Below are 22290 nucleotides of genomic sequence, written 5' to 3' on the forward strand. Positions count from 1 at the left end.
TAATGCGCTCCTGTTTAAGAATAAACAACTAGCGGACCGCTCCGAGAGTTCCTCGCTTCCCCTCTCACTCTCACCCCCCTCAACCGCCTGGCACGCAGACCCCATTTCCTGCATCGAAAACCTTGGGCCCCCACCTTCGGAGGTCACCTTATGCGCACGCAGAGTCTCCCCTCTCTGGCTATGTTCCTAGCCATTGTGTCGCTTCCTGTCACACCCGCGCTGCTCTCCGCGCAGGAAATGGGCGCGCTTTCCAGTCGAACCTCAGACCACTCTCTAGCTTCGTCTTCCGGCGAAACCGGGACCGCGCCCATCTTGTCCTCGCCAAAGGTGAAGGACGATGCAGCGACTCTTGCCGCTGTTGGCGCTAAATCGGTGTCCCTCACCGCCCAAAATGAATTTGCGGTGGAAGCCTTCACTGGAATCCTTGACCAGTATCGGAGGATGGGCAATCGCGAGGCCGAAGCGGAGACGCTCTGCGCGCTCGCAAACTCCTACGACGCACTGCACCAGCAGCAAAAGGCTGTCGAGGACTATCAATTGGCGCTCGCGATCTGGCGCGAACTTGGCAACAAGGATGGCGAAGCAGCCACGCTGGCGCACATTGGTGATGTCTATCGTGCATGGGGCTTCGCACCACAAGCGATTCGCTTCTATCACGATGCGCTCAAAGTCTATCCCGCCACCCACAAAAAAGCTGAAGAGGCCGCCGTTCTGAATAATCTCGGACTCAGCTTTTTCCTGACGGGCGACAAAAAGAAATGCGTTTCATATCTCGACCAGGCACTTGCTGCCTACCATGCGACACAGGACCGCCAGGGAGAGGCGTTCACTCTCACCAACCTCGGCTCTGCCTACGGTTTCCTCCTCAACAACCCCTACAAATCGCTCGATTACTTTCAGGAGGCGGTCACAAGACTTGAGTTGCTGAACGACCGCGAGTCGGAAGCAAACGCCCTCGACATCATGGGCGAACTTTGGCTGAAACTGGCGAAGCCGGAGATGGCTGAAATCAGCTTTCAGCACGCGCTCATCCTGTTCAGCCGGACGGGCAACTCCCAGGGGGAAGCGTCCGCTCGGAAACACCTGAGCGCCCTCGGCCAGACTGAAATCATCGCCTCAGACCACTAAGCCCGACGGAAGTTCCGTTCTGCTACTCCGATCCGGCGAGCGGTCATCTGATGGTCAGCGATGCTCACCTGCCGGATGAGGAGCACTCCTACACCGACCGACTTCAAGCCACAAGCTACCAGCCGCATATCTACGAGCCACGTGCCTCACGCATTAGAATGATTCTTCGCGCACCTTGCCATGAAGATCTTTCTCACAGGCGCCACCGGTTTCGTCGGCCATCACGTGGCAAAGGCGTTGGCCGAGCAGGGTGCAGAACTCCGCCTCCTCATCCGCAAATCCAGCAACCTCTCGAATATCGAAGGCATCGCCGCCGATACCGTCGTCGGCGATCTCTCGAAGCCTGACTCGTATGCGCCCGCGCTGCGGGGTTGCGACGCCGTCATGCATGTGGCCGCCGATTACCGCCTCTGGATCCGCGATCCCGACACAATGTTCCGCGCCAACGTCGATGGAACACGAGATTTGTTGAAGCTCGCCCGCGAGGCCTGCGTCCGCCGCGTTGTCTACACATCAAGCGTTGCCACCATGGCCTTCCGGACAGATGGCATCGTCGTCAACGAAGACACACCCGTCACCATCAGCGACATGGTCGGCCACTACAAACGCTCCAAGTTTCTCGCCGAGCAGCAGGCCTTTGCCGCCGCCCAGGATGGCCAGCAGGTCATCATCCTCAACCCCACCACGCCCATCGGCTCCAACGACTTCAAGCCCACACCCACGGGCCGCATCTTCGTCGACTTTCTCAATCGCAAATTTCCGGCTTACGTTGATACCGGTCTCAACCTCGTCGATGTCGCTGAAGTCGCGCGCACCCACGTTGCCGCGCTCAAGGTCGGCAAGCCGGGCCGCCGCTACATTCTCGGCGGGGAAAACCTGACGCTGAAGCAGATCCTCGACAAGATGTCGGCGATCACCGGCATTCCTTCGCCAACTACAAAGATTCCATTCGCCATCGCCGCGACCTACGCCTTCTTCGAGGAGTGGATTACCGGCCGCATCCGCGGCAAGGAACCCCGTGCCACGCTCGAAGAAGTCCGCATGGGCCGCAAAAAGATGTTCGCCTCCTCGGCCCGCGCCCAGCAGGAGCTAGGCTTCCGCATCGTCCCCGTCTACCCCGCCATGCGCACCGCCGTAGAATGGTTTCGCGCCAACGGATACGCGCCGTAGAGAATCACGGAATCGCAGACGGCGTTTACATTTTTCAGATTCCGTTCCATCGAAGGCAACACATAAAGCGATGCGCGGTCTCCTTCACTCTGGTACGGCCCTTCGGGGTTATGGCAGAATCGGGGATGGTTCAGCAGGAGCTAAGGAGGTCGAGTGCGCAAGTTTTTGGTCGTGGCAATTGTTTGCACTGTCTTGAACGTGGTGATGCTGCATGCGCAGGAATTGAAAGTCAAGTCCGCAACTGCCAAGGTGGTCGACCTCGGATGGACCGGGGCGGCCAGTCCGGCGGTGCTGGAGCGATCGTCGGGCCAGACCTTTCAGAAGCTCGTTCCTGCAAATTCAGCAGGATATCAGGACACAAGCATCGATGCCTTCGGCACCTATCAATACCGCATCAATACGAACGGAAAGTTCTCGAACGTCGTAAAGGTCGGCCCGCCGCCCACGGGCGTTTCGAATGCAGCCGCTGTTCCAAAGGGAAGCGATCCACCGAACTATGGACCGGCAACGGCGGTCGCGCTGGATGAAAACGGAGATCCGGCGGTCGCATTCGAGTGGATCGATCCCAACGGAGACGGCGAAAAGTCGGACACGGAAATTCTTTTTGCGCGATGGGATCGCTCGACGTACAAATGGGAAGCTCCTGTGCGCGTTGCGACGACCGGCCCGCTCGAAGACCAGAATGTGAACCCTATCGCCCTGGGATGCGATCGCGCGACGGGTACGCTTGCAATGCTGGCCGCGGTTGGCGAGAACCTGCTTTATGCAACCTCAACCGATCACGGCGCCACCTGGAAAACATCGTCCATGCCCAGCGCCAACGAGACACCGCACAGCGTCGCCATCCTGATTGAATCGGGGCAGGTTTACGCGGCGATCAATGCCGAGTCGGGAGCAACCTACGTGAACGGGGCGATCTCCAATAGCGGCTCGTGGAAGTCGCAGCCGATCGCCGCCGGTAGCGGGTGGAAGTTGCAGAACAAAACCAATATCGGAATTGCTGCGGATTCTGCGGGCAAAGTTGGCCTTGCATACAATGAGGATCAGCTGGAAGGCGATGGCCATCGCTACGTCTTCTGGCGGCCTGATGCTTCTGCCCCGACGTCAATCGCCGATAAGGCCACTGCGGATTCGCCAGACATCGCCCTGACTCACGGAGCCAACAAGTTTGCCACGATATTCGCAGCACTACTCGACAGCAACGACACGGACCACACTGTCTGGTACAGCCAGTCCGTGGATGGAAATTCCTGGTCAAAGCCGGTCAAGCTTCCGATTGACGGGCCTCGCTCTACAAATCCGCCGCTGGGTATTGCAATCAGTTCAAAGGGGGCGATAACTGCTACGTTCGGCGCCAATAGCGGCTCGGGGCCTGCCAGCTGTAATGCTCCTTCCGTCTCTCGCTCGGCAGATGGCGCCATCTGGACCTCGTGCGGTCTGGGCAAGGCAGCGGGGGCAGACTTCAGCCCACAACCTGCCACTCTCCACGTCATCGAGGCTCCCAACGACAAGGCGTACATTGTCTGGCAGGAGCAGGCAGAAAGCAAGTACGGTCCAGGTGTGCTTGTGTGGCATGAGCGCTGATGTGCGTATCGCGGGGGACGCCAATGAGTAAGAAACTCCACCTCATCTCTTTCCAGGTCGGTGTGCCCTTCACCCCGGACCAGGGCCTGCTCGTCGCGGCGGGCGCATGACCCGCGTAGCCATCATCGCCGCCATGCCCGGCGAGCTTAAACCCCTGGTCCGCAACTGGCCCCACTCCACCCGCGGCACCACCCACTTCTGGGCCCAGCGCACCGAAGAAGAGGAGTGGATCGCCGCCTGCGCCGGAGCCGGGCTCGACGCTGCCACTCGTGCCTTTGCCGGCATCGAAGACGGCGGCCCCATCGATCTCGTCCTCTCCATCGGCTGGGCCGGAGCCCTTACATCCGACATCGCCGCCGGCAGGGCGCACAACTGTGCCGGCGTGATTGATGCCCGCACGGGTGAGCGCTTCCCCTGCGATGCCGGAGCCGGCCCGCTCTGGCTCGCCACCAGCCCCCGTGTCGCCGACGAGACCGAAAAGCGCCGCCTCGCCACAACCTATAACGCCGCCTTAGTCGACATGGAAGCCGCCGCAATCGCCCGCCTCGCCGCCATGCGCGGCATTCCCTTCTACGCGATCAAGGGTATAAGCGACTCACTCAACGCGAAGTTGCCTGATTTCAACCGCTTCATCGATCAAAAAGGCCAGTTTCTGACCCGGAAGTTGGTACTTTTTGCTCTCCTTCGGCCTTGGATATGGCCCGCACTCATCCAAATGGGCGAAAATAGTAGAAAGGCTTCCCAAAGCATTGCGGAGCGGCTCCACGAACTTCTGGATGAGTGAGGTCACACCAACACGGATGGCTACCCAAACCACTAACGCTTCAAACCCCGTCGCCAACCGGATCCCCACGACCATGCGCGCTGTAGTGTACCGCGGTATCAACGACATGCGTGTCGAGACAGTGCCAGTGCCCTTGATCGGCCCAGGCGAGTTGCTGGTGAAAGTTGCCACCTGCGGCATCTGCGGAACCGATCTCAAGAAAATTCACACCGGCTCCCACTCTGCTCCCCGCATCTTTGGCCACGAAATGTCGGGCACCATAGTCTCTGTCGGCAAGGGCGTATCTCGCTTTCAGGGTGGGGAGCGCGTCGTCGTCCACCATCATGTTCCCTGCGGTGAGTGCTACTACTGCCGCAAGGGCACCCCGGCGCAATGCCCGCTCTACAAAAAGGTCGGCGTTACGGCTGGCTTCGAACCGTCAGGCGGCGGGTTCGCGGAGTATATTCGCGTGATGGATTGGGTAGCCTCGAGCTGCGGAGTGGTCCCGATTCCTGACGGCATCCCTTTTGAACAGGCCGCCTTTGTTGAGCCCGTTAACACCGTACTCAAAGGCGTCAAGATGCTCAACCTGGCCCCGGACGATACCGTGCTGGCCATCGGCCAGGGACCCATCGGGCTCATGCATGCTGTTCTGGCTAGCCGGACCGGCGCACGCGTTCTCACTTCGGACCTTTATCCAGAGCGTCACGCCATCGCCGCCAAATATGGCCTCAAAGATCCCATCCATGCAGGCAGCGAAAACGTCGTGGAACGCGTCCTCGCCGAGACCGAAGGCCGCGGCGCCGATGCCGTCATCCTCGCCGTCGGCGGCAACGCCCTCATCCGGACCGCGATCGATGCGGCCCGTTGCGGCGGAAAAGTGATGCTGTTTGCCCAGACCCAGCGCGGCGACGCAACTTTCGATCCGGGCGTGGTTTGTATGGACGAGAAGACACTCATGGGCTCGTACTCGTCCTCGTTCGCGATCCTCGACGAAGTCATCGACCTGGTCTTCAACGACTACCGGAACGGATTTGACCTTACTCAACTCATCTCGCATCGTTTTCCGCTCGACCAGGCCGTCGCGGCAATCGATGTCGCATCACACCCTAAAGCCGACTCAATGAAGATTATGATAGAGCCCGTCGCCGGTACAGGAGCAAAGTAATGCCAAACCCGGTAAAGCGCGGTCGCCCGACGGTAGAGGATGTCCTTCAGGTCGGCCGAAGCACCGTCGGCGATGTGCTCCAGATCGGCCGCAACACCGTCGAAGAAGTCCTCCACGTCGGCAGAAGCACCGTTGAAGAGGTCATTCAGGTTGGCCGCAATACCGTGGAGTCCGCGCGCCAGCTTCGCCAGGGAACGATGCAGGCCGCGGTCCTTCACGGACGCCAGGACATTCGCATTGAAGATGTGCCGGTCCCTCGCGCAGCCGCTGGCGAGCTGATCGTCCGAGTCGGCGCCGCGCTCACATGCGGCACAGATTTAAAAGTGTTTCGTCGTGGCTACCATGCTCGCATGATCGTCCCTCCCGCCCTCTTCGGCCACGAACTAGCCGGAACCGTGGTTGAGGCAGGCGAGGGAGTCGAAGGCTTTTCCAACGGCAGTCGGGTGGTGGCTCTGAATTCCGCTCCTTGCGGCCAGTGTTATTTCTGCAAACGCGGGCAAGAAAATCTCTGCGACGACCTGCTCTTCAACAACGGTGCCTATGCCGAGTTCATTCGCATCCCGGCCCGCATCGTCTCCAAGAACACGCTCATCGTTCCAGATCACGTTCCGCTGGAGCACGCCGCACTGACTGAACCGCTCGCCTGCGCCGTCCACGGCTTTCTCGATTCCAACCCGCGTCCTGAAGACACGGTCGCAGTAATAGGCGGCGGCCCGTTGGGCCTGATGATGGTCCATGTCGCCGCTCTCTCCGGTTGCAACGTCATTGCCATCGTCAAACATGACGGGCAGGTGGAAGCAGCAAGACAATTGGGCGCAGCCCACATCATCAAGTCATCGTCGATTCAGAAAGCCATCCGCGAAACCCGCGCCCTCACGCCCAAAAATCGCGGTGTCGATATCGCCATCGAGGCCGTCGGCGTTCCCGAGGCCTGGGAAGAAGCCGTCGAGATGGTGCGCAAAGGCGGCACCGTCAACTTCTTCGGCGGATGCGCGGTCGGCACCCGCGTCACGCTCGATACCAATCGCATTCACTATAGCGACATCACCCTGCGCGCAACGTTTCATCACACGCCGGCCATCTGCCGCAAAGCTCTTGACCTGATTGCCAGCGGCCGTTTCCAGGCTGGCGCATTCATTACCGGCCACGCCCACCTCTACGAACTCAATCGCGTTTTTGAAAAGCTGATGAACCGCAGCAGCGAAATCAAAACCGCGATTGTCCCGTGAATAACGTCGCAACAAGCCGATGCTGATGAACGTGGCGCTCAGTCGATGTTTTGAAAGGGCACGACTCGGGGAACCCACCTAGTTGGTCGCGTGCCGCCAAAGCGCAATAAAATTAGAAGGGCATTAGCCCCTGAGGAAATGAAACCGCAAGTCCACAATGAACAAAGTGATGACGGCAGCCACAGCACCAGATTCGGATACCGAACGGCTCATCGCCCAGGGCTGGGCTGCGCTTCCGTCTTCCTATCGCTTGCCTGACAAGGCTCCGACGCTGGAAGAAGCCCGCGCCTGGTGCAAACATCTCGCCGAAACTCACTACGAAAATTTCCACGTAGCCACCTGGTTCCTGCCAGAGCGCCTGCGTCCGCACTTCCACGCCATCTATGCCTACTGCCGGGTCTCCGACGATCTCGGCGACGAAGTCGGCAATACCCAGCAGTCGTTAGCCCTCCTCGATCTTTGGGGGCGCGAACTCGACGCCTGCTACGAAGGCAGCGCGCGTCATCCCGTTTTCGTCGCTCTCGCTGAGACCATCCGCGCCTGCAATATTCCGAAAGAACCATTCGCCGACCTGCTCACCGCCTTCCGCCAGGACCAGGTCGTCACGCGTTACGCCACCATGCAAGACGTACTCGGCTACTGCCGCTACTCCGCAAATCCCGTCGGCCGCCTCGTCCTCTATACGTGCGGATACTCCGACGAAGGGCGCTTCCGCCTGTCCGATGCAACCTGCTCGGCGCTGCAACTCGCCAACTTCTGGCAGGACGTCAAAGTCGACTTCGCCAAAGACCGCGTCTACCTCCCGCAACATGACATGCGGCGCTTCGGTGTGACTGACGCAACCATTGAGAAGGGAATTGCCACTCCGGAATTCCACGCGCTACTGAAGTACGAAGTGGAATTTGCACGCAATCTCTTCCTCCAGGGCCTGCCCCTCATCAACATGGTCGACCGCGATCTCGCCGTCGATCTCGATCTCTTTAGCCGCGGCGGCCTCGAAATTCTCAATGCCATCGAGCATCGAGACTATGACGTACTCAGCTCACGGCCATCCATCTCCAAACGTACTAAACTGCAGCTTGCACTGCGCGCGGTGAGCGGCAAGTTTCTGCCGTTCTTGCGCCTTGGGGTATCAAGGGGAAAGGCCGCTTGACGCAAGCCATCACACTGGATTCGGCGTACGCTACATGCAGGGCGATCGCTAAACGGGAAGCCAAAAATTTCTACTACGCCTTCGTCGCGCTCCCCGAGCCACGCCGTAATGCCATCTGCGCCATCTACGCCTTCATGCGCAAGGCTGATGATTTGTCCGATGACGAAAGCATTCCCCGTGAACAGCGCCGCCTGAATCTTGAGCAGTGGCAGGCCGCTTGGCGCAGCGCCTCGCAAGCCGGAGCTACGCAAAACCCAGTATTCATCGCGGTCCGCGATGCGACCGAGCGCTTCAACATTCCGCTCAGCCTTCTCGATGAACTCATCGCGGGCACGACCTCCGATCTCAAAGCAAATCCCGACGACGCTCCCGACACGTATGCTACCTTCGCCGATCTTTACCAATACTGCTATCTCGTGGCATCAGTCGTTGGCTTGGTCTGCATTCGCATCTTTGGCTACTCCGACCCCGCTGCTGAAAAGCTGGCCGAGGAAACGGGAGTAGCCTTCCAGCTCACGAACATCCTTCGCGACGTAGCCGAAGACGCTGAGCGCGGCCGCGTCTATCTACCGCTCGAAGATCTCGCCGCTCACGACGTCACGCTTGATGCGATCCTGCATCGCAAGATAGGTGCACCCCCCTCCGCGAACGAGCGCGCCCTCCTGGCTGAAATCGGAACACGCGCAGAAGGCTACTACGCCTCCACCGCCAAGCTGTTGCCGCTTATCGACCGCGAAAGCCGTCCCGCGCTCTGGGTGCTGGTGAGGATTTACCGCGGCTTGCTTAGGCGAATTCGTCGCGCAGACTACGACGTTTTTTCGCGTCGCATCAGTGTCCCGTCCTTCCAGAAACTTGAAATTCTCGCAGTCGGCATGGCCCGGCTTGCCATCGCACGCTTTTCTCCATGAAATTCAAAAAATCTTGCTAAGCGTGTCATCCTGAGCGGACGAAGGACCTGATTTTTGATTCTCTCCGATTGAAATGAACCCCTGAGGACTCCTTGCACGCGACACCTGAACAACTCGAAGCGCGCACCGTCACAGTCATCGGCGGCGGCGTCGCCGGCATGAGTGCTGCCTGCGCCCTCGCCGAGGCCGGCTATCGCGTACAACTCGTCGAGCGCCGCGGCTACCTCGGCGGCCGCGCTTCCTCCTACCTGTATCCCGGCGTCAACGAAGTCATCGACAACTGCCAGCACGTTCTCTTTGGCTGCTGCACCAACCTCATCGGCTTCTACAAGCGAATCGGCGTCGAGAAGAAGATTCACTGGACCAGCGAGATGACCATGATCGAGCCCGGCGGTCGGCGCTCGATACTCGGCCCATCACCGCTGCCGGCTCCGCTGCACGGCCTGCCAAAATTGCTCGGCGCCCACGCTTTCACTCGCGCCGACAAAATCGCCTTGGCCCGCGGCTTTCGAGCCATGATTCGCTCCATTCCCGTCAACAACAACGAATCCCTAGCTGACTGGCTCCGCCGCCAAAGGCAGACCCCCGGCGCCATCGAACGCTTCTGGCGTCTCGTCATTGCCAGCGCCCTCAATGCGGACCTCGATGCCATCTCCGTCCCTTACGCCGCCAAGGTCATTCGCGAACTTTTCATGAATTCCGCCGAAGCCGGCGCCATGGGCATGAGTTCCGTCCCCCTGAGCGAACTTTACGCATCGGCGAAAACATTCCTCGAAGAGCACGGCTCGACAGTTCACCTCAACAGCAATGTGGAGTCCGCCGAATGGGACGAAGAAGTTTCTGAATGGACCATCAAAACGCGCACCGGCACCCTCGCTTCGGAATTTCTCGTCATCGCGCTTCCATTTGAAGCGATGCAAAAACTGTTGCCGCATCTCCCTCCTGCACCGCACGGAGAAGAACTGGCACGTAAGGTCGACCGATTCGAGCACTGGCCCATCTGCAGTGTGCACATGTGGTTCGATCGCACGATCACCGATCTCCCCCACGCCGTCCTGCTCGATCGTGAAATCCACTGGATGTACAACAAGAGCGTCCTGCAACCATGGCGCGAGACCAAAGGCAGCTATCTCGAACTCGTCCAGTCTGCCTCACGGAAATTCGCCGCCCTCGAACGTCAGCAGGCAATCGACCAGGCACAGAGCGAGCTCGCTGAATTCTTTCCGGCGATCAAAGAAGCGAAGCTCGAAAAAGCCGCGCTCATCAAGGAAGTCCGCGCGACCTTTGGCGTGCCACCGGGGATAGATAGCATCAGACCACCTTCGGCATCTCCATGGCCCAACTGTTTCCTCGCCGGCGACTGGATCGCCACCGGCTGGCCTTCCACCATGGAGAGCGCCACCCGCTCCGGCCACTTGGCCGCCGACGCTCTTTGCGCCACCACAATCGTAGACTGCCGTTTCCTCGAACCCGATCTCAAACCAAAAGGCCTCATGCGCCTATTCGCACTGAAAGGTTGACCCATCCGGCTTCAAATTGCGACTGTTAAGGAAGACTGAAAACTGAAAACTGTCGTAATGCGTCTCAGTGCGCCAAAAAATAAACTCCGACGCAAACCAGTACCGCCGCCGTCCACCGCCGCCGGTCCACCTTCTCATGCAAGAACAGTTGTGCCGCCACGGTGTTCAACACCAGCGTGAGTGAAGCTGCGGCCGGTCCCACCAGGCTAAGGTTCATGTGGTTCAGCGCGAACAGCAGCGAGAAGAACGCTACCGCCATGAAGAAGATCCCGCCCATAAACAGCGGCGATGTCATTACCGCTTTGATCGCGCCGCCCAGCCCGCTCTTGGCGCGAATATCATCCAGGTCGCCCATCGACTTCATGGCCGCCGCTGTCAGCACCTCACCCGTCGACGACGTAATCACGATCGTCGCGATCATCCCCGCGGCTTTCCAGAACGAAGCTTGGGCCAACACGCTCGCCATCGTCATCGTCCGGCCTCTTCCGCGTCCAGTTCCTCGGGTGCCAGCGCCGTCGCAGCATTTACCGGTGGGGTCGTATTCACCGGTCCGTGCGCCACAAACGCCACGCCGACAGTGATCATCACGATCCCCATCCAGCGCATCCATGAAATCTGCTCATGTAGCCAGTAGTGCGCCAGCAGCGCTACAAACACGTTGCCCAGCGCCGTCGCCGGCATCACGAAGGTAAGATCCGCCCACGAAAGAGCCGTAAGGTAGCTGGCGAAATATCCGATCAGCAGCGCGATCCCCAACGCGATCCACGGCGTAAATACCGCACCGATCAGCGTCAGAGGATGCGCCATCGATATCGGCGGAAGGCTCGTCATGCCGCGCGAAAGGGAAGCGTCGCCCAGCGGCACGCTCACCGATACAAACGCAAGAATCAGGTACTGATTAAAGGAAAGCCGATGATGAGCCATGCGTTCTGCTGCGGCATCCTTTCCCGCAAAAGAAATGGAGGGCAGACGCAGCGCGCCGCCCTCCGATGTTTCGTGCCCTGAACGCTAAGCGCCGGTTACGCGCCAGCGTTCACAGGCGCAGTCGGTTTGGCAGGCTGACTGCGTTTCTGCTTGACCGCCTTGTTGCGCTCTGCGCGGAGCTTCATGAACGCCTTTGCCTCAACATAAAGTCGCGGCACGTCGCGATTCACAATTGCCTTCCACACCACGCGGAACGCCGCTTTCGGACGGAAGTAGTATTCGTCGTAGAAGCGGTGCACCATCTCCATCACGTAATCGACCGGCAGCCCCGGATACTCGATGTGCGCCATCTGGTGGCCGCCGCCGTCTTCCATCTTCTCGTTGGTGATGAAGCCGTTGGCCTTGGCATAGTCGTAAAATTCCGTGCCCGGATACGCGTGCGCAATCGACACCTGGATCGTTTCGCAGTCCAGCGTCTTGGCGAAGTTGATGGTGTTGCGGATCGATTCCTTCGTCTCGCCCGGCAGGCCGAGAATGAAGTCGCCGTGAATCACGAGGCCCAGATCGTTGCAGTCCTTCGCAAAGGTACGCGCACGTTCTACCGTGGCGCCCTTCTTGATGTTCTTCAGGATCTGCGGATCGCCCGACTCGAATCCCACGATCAGCAGGCGGCATCCGGAATCTTTCATCGCCTTCAGTGTTTCGCGATCCGTGGTCACACGCGAGGTGCAGCTCCACGTCAGATTCAGCGGCTTCAGCTTTTCGCAGAGTTCAATCGTGCGGCCCTTCTGAATGTTGAACGTGTCGTCGTCGAAGAAGAACTCCTTCACATGCGGAAAGTTCTCCTTCGCCCACTTCAGCTCCGCGGCCACATCATCGGTCGATCGCTTGCGCCACGCGTGTCCGCTCAGTGTCTGCGGCCACAGGCAGAACGTGCACTGCGCCGGGCACCCACGCGTTGAATAAAGCGCAATGTACGGGTGCAGCAGGAACGGTACGTTGTACTTCGTCACGTCCATGTCGCGCTTGTAGATCTTCGTTGCCCACGGCATCGCATCCAGATCTTCCACCTGCGGACGGTCCGGGTTGTGGATGATCTTGCCATCCTTCTTGTAGCTGATCCCGAGAATCTCGTTCAGCGGCTTCCCCTGGGCGAACTCCACAACGGAGTAGTCGAATTCGCGCCGGCAGATAAAGTCCAGCACCGCGCACTCGTTCAACGCACGATCCGGGTCAGTGGTTACAGGTGGTCCGACGAATGCAATCCGAATCGACGGATTCGCCGCCTTGATGGCTTCGGCCAAACGCTGGTCGCCTTCCCAGCCCACGGTTGAAGTGAACAGGACGAGGAATTCATAGTCCTTGCAAATCTTGATCGTCTCATCGGCCGACACGTGGTGCGGCGGCGCATCCAAGAGGCGCGACCCTTCCAGCAGACCTGCGGGGTAGGTGAGCCACACGGGGTACCAGTACGACTCGATTTCGCGCGTAGCCGGCCAGCGCGAGCTTGCTCCACCGTCGAAATTCTCAAACGAAGGCGGGTTCAGGAAGAGCGTTTTTAGAGGCATAGGCATCCCTTCAATTCTAACATTTAGCGTGTTTTTACGCGGTTTTAGGGTGTTATTCCGATGGTTACTTGCCCTTCAGTTCGTGCAGCCAGTCGTCCATGTGACCCAAAGCGCGCAGCAGGCTCAGGCGGGCCTTCGCCAGCTCAAAACCCGCATCCAGTGCGTCTTCAGTCTTTTGCCGCGCATCGATCAGCGCTAATTGCTCCGCCTTGGGGCTGGTTTGCGGTTGAGAACCCGGTCCACTGCCAGTTCCGTTGCCCAATTGCAACTGCGCCATTACGGTCTTTAGCTGCTCATCCGCGATCTGCTGTTTTAGACTCGCGATCTCCGCCTGGGTATCGAGTTCCCGGATGCTTCCGCTAAGGTCCTCAATCGCCAGGTCATTCTGTTTCTCGGCCTGTTCCGCCTCCACCTTAGCTCGCAGCGCATCTGCGGAAGACTCCTTTGCTCGCGCGCGGTGGCCCAGATCGAATATCGGGATTTGAACTGAAACTCCAGAAGCCAGGTTGTTTGGCGGCAGCGGCTTGGCAAAGAAGCTGCTCACGTCATTCAGCAGGTTGGTGTTGCGGTTGTACTGCATGAAGAAGCGCAGCTCAGGGAAATAGCTGCTCTCTTCGTCGCCCTTCGATTGAGCGATCTTCGATTGTGCAATCAACTGCGACGCATGAATCCCCTCGGTAAAATGAGAGGCCTCCACGCCCCGCACCTGCGGAATCTCCGGAATGCTTGCGTGGTCGATCCGGATGGATCCCTCCGGGAGCCCGGTCAAAATCGTGAGCTGTTTATTTAGTACTGCGGCGCGCGCCTCAAGGTGCAGCCGTCTCAACTTGATCTCAGCAGCCGTAAGTCGCGCTTGCAGCGATTCGCTCAGTGGATCCACGCCGGCCTCGGTCCGCTGCTGCTCAATGTCCTCCAATCGCCCGGCAAATTGTTCCTGCTGGTGCGCATCTCCGAGCTCCTGGTTCAGCGCGTCGAGTTCGATATAGGCAGTTGATGCGTCCAGAGCTACCTGCTCGCGGGCATCCTTCAGCCGGGCATTCGCTGCACGCACTCCGAGTCCTGCTGCATCGATATAACGCTTCTGCGGAATGCTGTAAACCAGCGCCTGCACGGTTGCGCTCCAGATTGACGGAGGCGAGCCCGTGAAGCCGATTTCAGGAAAAACCGGCAGTCCTGTCCCCACGTTGATCGACGGAATAAGAGCGTCCTTTGTCTCTGAAAGCACCGCATTCGCCTTGTTCACGTCGGCCTGCGCCGCGCGCACACCGGTACTGTTGCGCTGCGCCAGGTCCACCACTGTCGCAAGCGACACCTGGGCATGTGCCGCGGCGGGAAGTCCAACCAGCCCGGCGACAAGTCCGGCCGTCAGCCCGGCAATGACCGTTCCCACCCACGGTTTCCCGTCCCTCGTTCTTTGTCGCGCATCCATCAAAAAGTCAGTCCTAGTGCCGGCTTGTAATCATGTGCGAGATTCAGTGCGTCCGTTCGCGCCTGCCATGCGCCGTTTTTGTCGCCCAACTGTGCTTTCAGCTTTGCAAGCCGAGTGTACGCAACAAACGCCGGCGCTTCCTCTGTTCTCGGATAAGTGGCGAGATATTCTTCAAGCATCTTTGCCGCGAGCGCCAGGTTCCGCTTACCGCGCGACAGAACTGAAGCACCGTTATACAGCGCCACCCCTGCGCGCCGATCGTGCTGCGCTGCCCGGTATCCCATTTCGACTGTCTGTTCCATCTCGTCCCAGTGTTCGTGTTTGCGATAAAAGCTTGCCAGTGTCATCCACGCAAACGCCGGATGGTCGCTAGTCGCAGCGGCCTGCTTAAACTCGCGCTCTGCCGTGCCGTAGTCTTTGTGGCTCTCGGCAATGCGCCCCAGCAGAATGTGCGCACGAGCCTTGTCCACTCTTTCCAGCGCGGGCAGTAGTGCTTGAGCTTTATCATTGCCGCCGCCCACCACTCCAGGGGCAGAGGAGTAGAACTCCCCAAGATCCGTCAGCGCTTCACCATCATGCGGATCAAGATTCACCGCCTGCTCAAACTCCGACCGCGCGCGCTTCGCCAGGTTGTATGCCGAGAAAAAAGATGCATTGTCCGCCTTCTCCCCAAGCGCCCTGCCCAGCCACAAATGATCCTTTGCACTCTGGCCATCCAGCCTCACCGCCTGGTCGCATTCGCTGGCCGCATCATCCCAGCGCTCCAGCGTGAAGTAGACACGGCAGCGCAGATTATGTGCCTCGGCCGAAGAAGGCAGGGCCTTCAAAACTGCAAGCGCCCGGTCCGCCTCGCCTGCCTGCAGTGCAGCATCGGCCTGTCCCAAGCCGTCCCTCGGAACCTCAGCCGATGCGCCCGCGACAAGAGCCGCCAGCAAGGCGATCTGAAATACCCTCTTCACCGGACTCTCTTGATCGGAACGCCCTCTTGCAGTGGCTGTCCTGTCGTGGTTCCCGTTGCCACCAGGTCACCGTCCTTCAATCCTGAAAGAATGGCAACCTGCGTAAGGTTAATCGCGCCGGTTATAACAAATGTCTTCTTCAACTCTTCGCCATCGACCTTGTAGACAAACGTCTTGCCATTTTCCGATCGTAGCGCCTCTCTGGGAATGCTCAGCGCATGGGGATCGCTCGAAGTCGTCACCGTCACCGTCACGTGGGTATCGGGCAGCAGTTGGCCGTCGGCGTTGTCGATGTGGATCAGAACCTCCCCCACATTGCGCGTTCCGTAGGTGATCACCGTGATCGGAGTCCGTTCGATATGGCCGTGCCACACCATTCCCGGCTTCGCATCCCACTTGATCAGGATCGGCTGGCCCACAGCGAGCCTTCCAATCTCCGGCTCGTCGAAGTAAGCCCGTACGCGTTCCTCGTGGAGGTCCGCCATCTGCAGCAGCAGTTTGCCTTGCTCCGCAAACTCAGTCGCATTCACGTCGACACTGTAGATTGTGCCTGCGGAAGGTGCATGCACTGAAGCCTGCGCCAGCACCTGCTGCGCCACAGCCCGGTTGGCCTCCGCATCGTTCAAGGATGCCTGTGCGCGCGCAATCTCGGCAGGGGAGTAGCGGCTCTGCGCGCTTTGTTCTGCCGCATGCAGAGTGGCCTCCGCCGTGGCCAGCCTCTCGCGTGCAGCAGCTACCTCGCTCGGCGCCGCCGCGCCGGTTACGCTCAGCTTCACCAGTGCGTCGACATCGTGTTGCGCCTGGGTCAACTCGAGTTTGTCGCGCGTTATTTCTGCTGCCGACGCATGCCGCTGTTCCAGTGTGCCGCTTTGCGCTGTGGCTTCGAGGGTTGCCTGGGCGGCCTTCACCGCGCTGTCGGCGCTCGCCACCTTTGCCCGGGCGTCGATATCATCCAGCTGCATCAGCAGTTTGCCCGCCGGAACCGTATCTCCCGGCTGGACGTAAACCGCCTTCACAATCGCCCCGATTGCAGCGTGAATTCCAATATTGTGAATCGGTTCCACCAGTCCATTGGTGCTGATGGTGCTCGCCAGCGGCTCCTGCGAAACCTCGGCGGCGCGCACGGGCAGCCGGTCCCGCGTAAGAGACCGCACGCCAAAATACACCAGGATCAGGACGACGACCGCACCCAACCAAAGCCATTTGCGGTCCAATTGCTTTCTTTCCGTTACCATGCAGGCGACCTAGGCCAGTATATAAGACTCATCGCAAGCCTTTAAGAAGCAGAAATTTGCATGAATACGATGTAGAAACTTGCATGACGAGGTGTTCATATTGATCCCTCGTACAATGGAAATATGTCTCAGCCGCCACGTTACACCGACGATCACGCCAAGGCCGGGCTCGATTTCAAGTTCCCGGAAATCGAGACTTGGCAGAACCAGTTTCCCGGCTACGAAATCCTCATTGACGACCCCGAGCTGACATCCGTCTGCCCCAAGACCGGCCTGCCTGACTTCGGCTCGCTCTCCATCCGCTACATGCCCCGCGGACGCTGCCTCGAACTCAAATCGCTTAAGGAATACCTTTTCAGCTACCGCAACCTCGGCATATTCCAGGAAAACATCGTCAACCAGGTCCTCGAAGATGTTGTGAAAGCCTGCGATCCGGTCTGGGCAATTGTGCGCGGCGAATTCCGCCCACGCGGCGGAATCGCCACTGCAGTAGAAGCCCGCTGGCCCCGCCCCAAAGAGTGAAAGTGAACTAACGAAACACGAACGGAGCTTGCAGAAAGTGTAACTACCGGCATGGTCTGCCGCCTAAGCTCCCTGAGGGTGGAGAGGCAAACACAGGAGAGGCGTTGCTGTTCCCGAAGGGACGCCGCCACATCGAAGAGTCGCTGCCCGGGATCCTGGAAGATCTCGATAACAAGCTGTCAGGCGCATTGCGGGTACTGCTAACCGAGTTGCGGCTGGAGATGCAGTGCCTGCACAGACAGATCGAGGAACACGACAAGCGGATCCTGTGCATCGCCGGCGAACTTGAACCGTGCAGGCGCCTGGTCGCGATCCCCGGAATCAGACCGATCACTGCTACTGCCATGATCGCTGCGATCGGTAACGGGGCGGCCTTCAGAGGTCGAATACACTCGCGCAGACCAATTCTGTCTTCCTCATTCTTCGCTTGCAAAACGGCGGCAGATCACAAATCCGGATTGCCCACTGCCCGACTGGAGCCTCGATCTAGGGTCGAACCTGTCGTGGTGTGAATCCGGTCTGTGGTGTAATCCCAGAATCCTCAGGCGCCGGCAAATCGGCGGTCACTCGCCACTTTCATTACCTATCGATCTTCGATGAGTGCCTCGGCGAGCTGTAGAAATCGAGGGGAGTCCTAGCCGAGAGAGGTAGTACCTGGTTCCTTGAGGAGAGTCAACCTACGGAGTATCCAGGATGCTCGAGGCGCCCTCACGCGGCGGATTTACGCGGTGCAGCGGGCGGGTGACTTTGCGCTACATGAAGATTGAATTGGGCAGCAAACCACGCAACATTGTCGATCGGGGTCATGATGCGCGGTTTGCCTTGAGGCATCTGTTCGCCACACAGAGAACACTTCGCTGAGACAGGAATACCGTTTTCGTCATATCTCGTTTGTAGTGCCGGCATCTTTGGCATATCTGGATTGTAACCCTCTCAGTTTTGTGCCCTCCCGGTCCATTCGAGCACCATGTTCATTCCGCTTCGCCTCAAATAACGGACCGTCGCCCGCTAATCAGCTTGAAGACGAGAACAATCAAGGCAATCACCAACAATAAATGAATCAGCCCGCCGCCCAGATGGAAGCTAAAGCCGAGGAGCCACAGAATCAGAATGACTACAAATACTGTCCAGAGCATATATTCCCCTTTCGTTCAAAAAGTGCGGACACCCCGGCTTGGAATCCGCCCGGAGCGTCCGCAATAGACCTACAAGCAACCGCTGTTAGTTCGAGGCAACTGCCTGCGCTTTTGCGCCCCTGACCGCATCGAGGAACAAATGAGCCTCGCCCGGCATGGCAACTTCGCCCTTCAAAATTCGGGCATTGGAGATGTCATGGCCGTAAACGGCTCTGGTGGAATCCTCATCATGGCGAATGGACGCACCGTTCAGTGTGAGTCCGGCAAAAGCACCCTTCGCACGGGAATAGGTGAGGATCTCAGCATTCATTTTCCAATCGGTGTCGGCCGAAGCATGGCGGCCTACCGGGCCGGCTGCCACGGAGGCGTCAGCACCCAATTCAAACTTGTTCGAGAGCAGCTGTTTCATTCCCCGCTCATTCTGGATAATCATGACGAGGTCCACACCTTCGACACCGATCTGTAAGCCCCAGCTGCCGCCCGTAATGGCAAAGAACATTGGCGCGCTCCAGCCGTCACCGGTCCTGCAGGTGGCGACACCGCGGCCATTTTCTGCACCGAACACAAAGCCGCCCTTGAGGAGATGGGGAACGACGGCAATACATTTTGCATGTTCCAGAACTTCTTCCGGGATGCCTTTATCCGGCGCGGCCATGATCTCGTGCAAAACGCTGCCCGCATGGTCCAACCGGTCGTTGGTCGCTTCGCGATTGGTTCCCGCCCAGCCGATGCTGGTCAGGCTGAGTAATGCAACTAAGGTGATAGCTTTCTTCATTCGAAACACCATTTTCTACCTGTGCGCATCGGCGTTTGTTTTCCGCGCACTAAGGCGCACGAGGTACTTCTCACAATAGGGAGATTGTGTGCATCTGTCTGAGCAATAGCGCTCTACTTGGGAATTACGAATTATTACGAATTATTGATCACAGCTAAAGTGAGCGAAATTGAACGATCGCTTTCTCCGATGCCATCGTTAAGTGCAGCATAAAGGTCTCTTTTGCTCAGACTCTTTCGACATAGACACCTAGAGTAAAAAACGTAAGGATTACACAAAAAGCTCCGATGTTTATCGGGACGCACCATCAACGGTTTCAACTTCCTTATGGTGGCTGATGTTGCCGGATAGTTCTCAACGGCAACAGGGCATTCCACACAACAAAAGGAACCGTGGACACCCTGAGGGGTACATATGCGCGGAATCAAGATTCTTGTTTCAACAACAGCGTTGCTTGCGGGCCTGGCTTTGATGCCAATAGCTCAAGGGCAGATTTCCATCAACATCGGTGTTCAACCCGTTTGCTCATACGGTTATTACGGATATGCGCCCTACTCTTGCGCGCCGATGGGGTATTACGGATCGGGCTATTTCTACAATGGAATATTCGTGGGAATGGGTCCATGGTCCGGCTGGGGTTATAGCCACGGCTGGGGAGGCCATCGCTTCAACGGCGATGGCGGCGGAAGATACCATGGGGGAGTTGGGCGTGCCGCCTATGGTGGCCGTCAAGACGGCCACCGGGAGTCGCCGCGCGGAGACGGAGCGCGCATGAATGGCGGCGCTTCCCATGCTGGTGGAGGGCGTCCTAGTCCATCTCACGGCAATTCGCACAACGCAGCGCCGCGTGGCGGCCCATCACACGGTGGCGGCGGCCAAGCTCACGGCAGACCACACGACAAAGGCGAAGGCAAACATGCCGGCGGCGACCACAAGTAATTTTCAGACTGCAACATCAGGCGGTGGAGCAAACCTGCTCCGCCGCCTGGCATATGATAGACAGCCTTGCCACCTCTCCAGGGCTTCGACGTCCTTTCAGAAAAGCACCCATTTACAATACGCCGCACGCTTGATCGATCGCGATATCTGCGGAAGATGAGCATTAGTACACAGATTTGGTCCTCAGTAGGTGGGAGCTTTCAAGATGATGTACAACACGTCGCCTTTTATTCCTCGCAGCTCGATATAAATCTGCCTGGTCGCTACATTTTGCGCCCAAGTCGTGAAGTCTGCACAGGATCGAGTTGATGCTAATGAGTTGAATTCGGCACTCCAGATTACAGGCTTTCGTTGGCTTCATAACGAGGTGAGCAATATTGATCAGACGCGAGCGTTCGATGCGAGGGATGATGGACAGAGGGTAGGTACGGACGATTTGTGAGCGTCTATCCACATACTGCGACTATGCCCAAAGAGGCAATTGCGGCTTGCCGCCGGCAAAGCATGGCACGGCCATTAGTCCACACAAGCAATGGTCTACAACGAGGGAATGCCTTGACGAGCCCTAACCACAAAACATTCGACCCCGCCGCCTTTCTGGCAAGTGCCGGGCTTGGCCGACGAATTATCGAGTTGAACCCGAAGGAGACATTCTTTTGCCAGGGAGACGCAGCAGACTCGGTGTTCTATCTGCAGAAAGGCCGAGCACGACTCACCGTTGTATCCGAGAACGGTAAAGAGGCTACGATTACCCTTCTATCTGCTACCGATTTTGTTGGAGAGGAATCACTGGCAGCGATCGTGGGCTTGCACCTGGCCACTGCGACTGCCGTCAATTCTTGCACAGCGCTAAGAATCGGCAGAGAAGAGATGATTCGCGTAATGCATGATGAGCCGACTTTTGCCGACGTATTCCTCAGGTTTCTTCTGGTCCGCAGTATGCGAGTACAGGCTGATCTTGTCGATCAGCTTTTCAACTCCAGCGAAAAACGCCTGGCGCGGATTCTCCTGTTGATGGCGGAGTTTGGTAAGCCGGGTGAACCGGCAACTTTTATCCCATCGATTACGCAGCAGACATTGGCGGATATGATCGGCACCACGCGATCCCGCGTGAGCTTCTTTATGAATCGCTTTCGCAAGCTTGGTTTTATTAGCTATAGTGGCCGGATCCAGGTGCATAAGTCGCTGCTCAATGTTGTCCTGCTCGACCAGCTGCCAGAGCACAATGCTAAAAAACCACCAATCCCATTTCCAGGAGTCATTCCTGAGTCCTCGAGTAAGACGGTCAGAACATTCAGGCGTAAACCGATTCGACGGTTTCGGAGTGCGTAGCGATATCAAAACAACCTAAGCAGAATCCCCTTGGGGCATTCCGGCACGCGAGCTGTGGTCAGAGTATGCTTAGAAGTGAGTCCGTTTCCCCTTCTCGCCTTCGGCACTCCAGGTTTCGCTTCAGACGAGCATCTTCCAAGCAAGCAACCGAGAGACTGGAGTTGCCATGAGCCTTATCAAGAAAGCAGACGTAAAGAATCACCTCTCTGCCCGCCACCGCAGCGAGATACATCTGGCTCGACCGGTGGGCCAGTCAGATGCAACAGATTTCGCACATGAGGACCCGGCAAGCGAAGATCCCAAAGGAAACGAGTCGGTCGAGAACCCACTGAATATTTCCACTCCCAATAAGCCGGATACCACTCCAATTGTCATTTCAAAAAGCGTAAAAGCGTGATGTTGCATTCCATTTTTTTGCGCGGCCGGTGCACTTTACCGGATCGTGTTGACCCGCTTCGAGAACCCTTTTGTGACAATTGGACTCATGTTGAAAAGATTGAAGCGTCGAATTTCGATGTGATGATCCGTAGAGCTGGCTGGCACTTCATGTGGGTGCAGGTATCCTGTTCGCGCCAAGGATACGGGCTAACAGAAGAACTTGCGATTCATCGAGCCTTAGCTCGTGCGCTGAGCGGCATCAACAAGCGATTCAATGCCGCGGAGTTTGATTCTCTTCGGATCTCGCGGTTCCCAGGCTTCTACATCGCGAACGTCACAATGGAAGCCCGGCAGATTCAGCAAAACACATCGCTGGACGTTGTTGTCGAGAGACACACGTTGGCAATTCCTGCACGATAAGCTGCCGGAGATACGAGAGCCAAATGCTGATTTACCGATCTGCGAGTAGT

23 protein-coding genes are annotated in these 22290 nt (G+C 58.1%); 14 read left to right on the forward strand and 9 right to left on the reverse strand.

Annotated elements, in window-relative coordinates:
- Positions 1-150 precede the first annotated feature (150 nt).
- The 9 genes from WCA10_RS21110 to hpnE all read left to right on the forward strand — a co-directional run bounded on the left by WCA10_RS21110 (position 151) and on the right by hpnE (position 10623).
- Positions 151-1128: a tetratricopeptide repeat protein gene (locus WCA10_RS21110; protein WP_472824507.1), complete on the forward strand. Its 978-nt coding sequence runs from the start codon at positions 151-153 to the stop codon at positions 1126-1128.
- 180 nt (positions 1129-1308) lie between these two features.
- On the forward strand, positions 1309-2298 hold the full coding sequence (gene hpnA, locus WCA10_RS21115) for a hopanoid-associated sugar epimerase (protein ID WP_472824508.1): 990 nt from the start codon (positions 1309-1311) through the stop codon (positions 2296-2298).
- A gap of 153 nt (positions 2299-2451) precedes the next feature.
- Entirely contained in the window at positions 2452-3882 is a 1431-nt protein-coding gene (locus WCA10_RS21120; RefSeq protein WP_472824509.1) for a hypothetical protein, read from the forward strand.
- A 106-nt stretch (positions 3883-3988) separates the two neighbouring features.
- Positions 3989-4666: a phosphorylase family protein gene (locus WCA10_RS21125; RefSeq protein ID WP_472824510.1), complete on the forward strand. Its 678-nt coding sequence runs from the start codon at positions 3989-3991 to the stop codon at positions 4664-4666.
- A 16-nt stretch (positions 4667-4682) separates the two neighbouring features.
- A complete protein-coding gene (locus WCA10_RS21130) occupies positions 4683-5813 on the forward strand; it encodes a zinc-dependent dehydrogenase (protein WP_472824511.1) in 1131 nt (376 codons plus the stop codon).
- A complete protein-coding gene (locus WCA10_RS21135) occupies positions 5813-7042 on the forward strand; it encodes a zinc-dependent alcohol dehydrogenase (RefSeq protein ID WP_472824512.1) in 1230 nt (409 codons plus the stop codon). Before WCA10_RS21130 ends, WCA10_RS21135 begins: the two co-directional genes overlap by 1 nt.
- 169 nt (positions 7043-7211) lie before the next feature.
- Positions 7212-8195, forward strand: a complete 984-nt coding sequence (gene hpnC / locus WCA10_RS21140; RefSeq protein ID WP_472824513.1) for a squalene synthase HpnC — start codon at positions 7212-7214, stop codon at positions 8193-8195.
- Positions 8192-9103 carry a phytoene/squalene synthase family protein gene (locus tag WCA10_RS21145; protein ID WP_472824514.1) on the forward strand — a complete coding sequence of 304 codons (912 nt, stop codon included), beginning with the start codon at positions 8192-8194 and terminating at the stop codon, positions 9101-9103. Before hpnC ends, WCA10_RS21145 begins: the two co-directional genes overlap by 4 nt.
- 92 nt (positions 9104-9195) lie before the next feature.
- Positions 9196-10623, forward strand: a complete 1428-nt coding sequence (gene hpnE / locus WCA10_RS21150) for a hydroxysqualene dehydroxylase HpnE (protein ID WP_472824515.1) — start codon at positions 9196-9198, stop codon at positions 10621-10623.
- A gap of 64 nt (positions 10624-10687) precedes the next feature.
- Here the strand turns inward: hpnE and WCA10_RS21155 are convergent, their stop codons facing one another.
- From WCA10_RS21155 to WCA10_RS21180, 6 genes are all read right to left on the reverse strand, one after another.
- A complete protein-coding gene (locus tag WCA10_RS21155) occupies positions 10688-11095 on the reverse strand; it encodes an EamA family transporter (RefSeq protein WP_472824516.1) in 408 nt (135 codons plus the stop codon).
- Positions 11092-11547 carry an EamA family transporter gene (locus tag WCA10_RS21160; RefSeq protein ID WP_472824517.1) on the reverse strand — a complete coding sequence of 152 codons (456 nt, stop codon included), beginning with the start codon at positions 11545-11547 and terminating at the stop codon, positions 11092-11094. The genes WCA10_RS21155 and WCA10_RS21160 overlap by 4 nt, the downstream gene beginning before the upstream one ends.
- Positions 11548-11642: 95 nt before the next feature.
- Positions 11643-13115, reverse strand: a complete 1473-nt coding sequence (hpnJ, locus tag WCA10_RS21165; RefSeq protein ID WP_472824518.1) for a hopanoid biosynthesis associated radical SAM protein HpnJ — start codon at positions 13113-13115, stop codon at positions 11643-11645.
- A 64-nt stretch (positions 13116-13179) separates the two neighbouring features.
- Positions 13180-14505 carry a TolC family protein gene (locus tag WCA10_RS21170; protein ID WP_472824519.1) on the reverse strand — a complete coding sequence of 442 codons (1326 nt, stop codon included), beginning with the start codon at positions 14503-14505 and terminating at the stop codon, positions 13180-13182.
- 38 nt (positions 14506-14543) lie between these two features.
- Positions 14544-15503, reverse strand: a complete 960-nt coding sequence (locus WCA10_RS21175; protein ID WP_472824520.1) for a tetratricopeptide repeat protein — start codon at positions 15501-15503, stop codon at positions 14544-14546.
- Positions 15500-16717 (reverse strand): efflux RND transporter periplasmic adaptor subunit, encoded by a 1218-nt coding sequence (locus WCA10_RS21180; RefSeq protein ID WP_472824521.1) that lies wholly within the window; start codon positions 16715-16717, stop codon positions 15500-15502. Before WCA10_RS21180 ends, WCA10_RS21175 begins: the two co-directional genes overlap by 4 nt.
- 144 nt (positions 16718-16861) lie before the next feature.
- Between WCA10_RS21180 and queF the strand changes: the two genes are divergently transcribed.
- Complete coding sequence (gene queF, locus WCA10_RS21185) at positions 16862-17260, forward strand: preQ(1) synthase (protein WP_472824522.1); 399 nt, start codon at positions 16862-16864, stop codon at positions 17258-17260.
- 200 nt (positions 17261-17460) lie between these two features.
- Here queF and WCA10_RS21190 read toward each other — a convergent pair whose 3' ends face one another.
- The 3 genes from WCA10_RS21190 to WCA10_RS21200 all read right to left on the reverse strand — a co-directional run bounded on the left by WCA10_RS21190 (position 17461) and on the right by WCA10_RS21200 (position 19171).
- Positions 17461-17652: a hypothetical protein gene (locus WCA10_RS21190; protein ID WP_472824523.1), complete on the reverse strand. Its 192-nt coding sequence runs from the start codon at positions 17650-17652 to the stop codon at positions 17461-17463.
- 594 nt (positions 17653-18246) lie between these two features.
- Positions 18247-18396 (reverse strand): lmo0937 family membrane protein, encoded by a 150-nt coding sequence (locus WCA10_RS21195; protein WP_472824524.1) that lies wholly within the window; start codon positions 18394-18396, stop codon positions 18247-18249.
- Between the two features lie 85 nt (positions 18397-18481).
- Complete coding sequence (locus tag WCA10_RS21200; RefSeq protein WP_472824525.1) at positions 18482-19171, reverse strand: lipid-binding SYLF domain-containing protein; 690 nt, start codon at positions 19169-19171, stop codon at positions 18482-18484.
- A 414-nt stretch (positions 19172-19585) separates the two neighbouring features.
- Between WCA10_RS21200 and WCA10_RS21205 the strand changes: the two genes are divergently transcribed.
- From WCA10_RS21205 to WCA10_RS21220, 4 genes are all read left to right on the forward strand, one after another.
- Positions 19586-20110, forward strand: a complete 525-nt coding sequence (locus tag WCA10_RS21205; protein WP_472824526.1) for a hypothetical protein — start codon at positions 19586-19588, stop codon at positions 20108-20110.
- Between the two features lie 555 nt (positions 20111-20665).
- The gene (locus WCA10_RS21210; RefSeq protein ID WP_472824527.1) at positions 20666-21442 is read left to right on the forward strand and encodes a Crp/Fnr family transcriptional regulator; all 777 of its coding nucleotides are present in this window, start codon (positions 20666-20668) and stop codon (positions 21440-21442) included.
- Positions 21443-21608: 166 nt separating this feature from the next.
- On the forward strand, positions 21609-21839 hold the full coding sequence (locus tag WCA10_RS21215; protein ID WP_472824528.1) for a hypothetical protein: 231 nt from the start codon (positions 21609-21611) through the stop codon (positions 21837-21839).
- Positions 21840-21961: 122 nt separating this feature from the next.
- Entirely contained in the window at positions 21962-22240 is a 279-nt protein-coding gene (locus WCA10_RS21220; protein ID WP_472824529.1) for a hypothetical protein, read from the forward strand.
- Positions 22241-22290 lie beyond the last annotated feature (50 nt).

Origin of the sequence: Occallatibacter sp. (assembly GCF_049582745.1) — a bacterium.
GTDB lineage: Bacteria > Acidobacteriota > Terriglobia > Terriglobales > Acidobacteriaceae > Telmatobacter.

What these genes read in the sequence shown, in the direction of transcription:
- hpnA (WP_472824508.1), top strand. Translation starts at nt 1,309, where the DNA reads ATGAAGATCTTTCTCACAGGCGCCACCGGTTTCGTCGGCCATCACGTG.
- WCA10_RS21205 (WP_472824526.1), top strand. Translation starts at nt 19,586, where the DNA reads ATGCGCGGAATCAAGATTCTTGTTTCAACAACAGCGTTGCTTGCGGGC.
- WCA10_RS21110 (WP_472824507.1), top strand. Translation starts at nt 151, where the DNA reads ATGCGCACGCAGAGTCTCCCCTCTCTGGCTATGTTCCTAGCCATTGTG.
- WCA10_RS21130 (WP_472824511.1), top strand. Translation starts at nt 4,683, where the DNA reads ATGGCTACCCAAACCACTAACGCTTCAAACCCCGTCGCCAACCGGATC.
- hpnC (WP_472824513.1), top strand. Translation starts at nt 7,212, where the DNA reads ATGACGGCAGCCACAGCACCAGATTCGGATACCGAACGGCTCATCGCC.
- WCA10_RS21135 (WP_472824512.1), top strand. Translation starts at nt 5,813, where the DNA reads ATGCCAAACCCGGTAAAGCGCGGTCGCCCGACGGTAGAGGATGTCCTT.
- WCA10_RS21195 (WP_472824524.1), bottom strand. Translation starts at nt 18,396, where the DNA reads ATGCTCTGGACAGTATTTGTAGTCATTCTGATTCTGTGGCTCCTCGGC.
- WCA10_RS21200 (WP_472824525.1), bottom strand. Translation starts at nt 19,171, where the DNA reads ATGAAGAAAGCTATCACCTTAGTTGCATTACTCAGCCTGACCAGCATC.
- WCA10_RS21125 (WP_472824510.1), top strand. Translation starts at nt 3,989, where the DNA reads ATGACCCGCGTAGCCATCATCGCCGCCATGCCCGGCGAGCTTAAACCC.
- WCA10_RS21160 (WP_472824517.1), bottom strand. Translation starts at nt 11,547, where the DNA reads ATGGCTCATCATCGGCTTTCCTTTAATCAGTACCTGATTCTTGCGTTT.
- queF (WP_472824522.1), top strand. Translation starts at nt 16,862, where the DNA reads ATGTCTCAGCCGCCACGTTACACCGACGATCACGCCAAGGCCGGGCTC.
- WCA10_RS21155 (WP_472824516.1), bottom strand. Translation starts at nt 11,095, where the DNA reads ATGACGATGGCGAGCGTGTTGGCCCAAGCTTCGTTCTGGAAAGCCGCG.
- WCA10_RS21215 (WP_472824528.1), top strand. Translation starts at nt 21,609, where the DNA reads ATGAGCCTTATCAAGAAAGCAGACGTAAAGAATCACCTCTCTGCCCGC.
- WCA10_RS21220 (WP_472824529.1), top strand. Translation starts at nt 21,962, where the DNA reads ATGATCCGTAGAGCTGGCTGGCACTTCATGTGGGTGCAGGTATCCTGT.
- hpnJ (WP_472824518.1), bottom strand. Translation starts at nt 13,115, where the DNA reads ATGCCTCTAAAAACGCTCTTCCTGAACCCGCCTTCGTTTGAGAATTTC.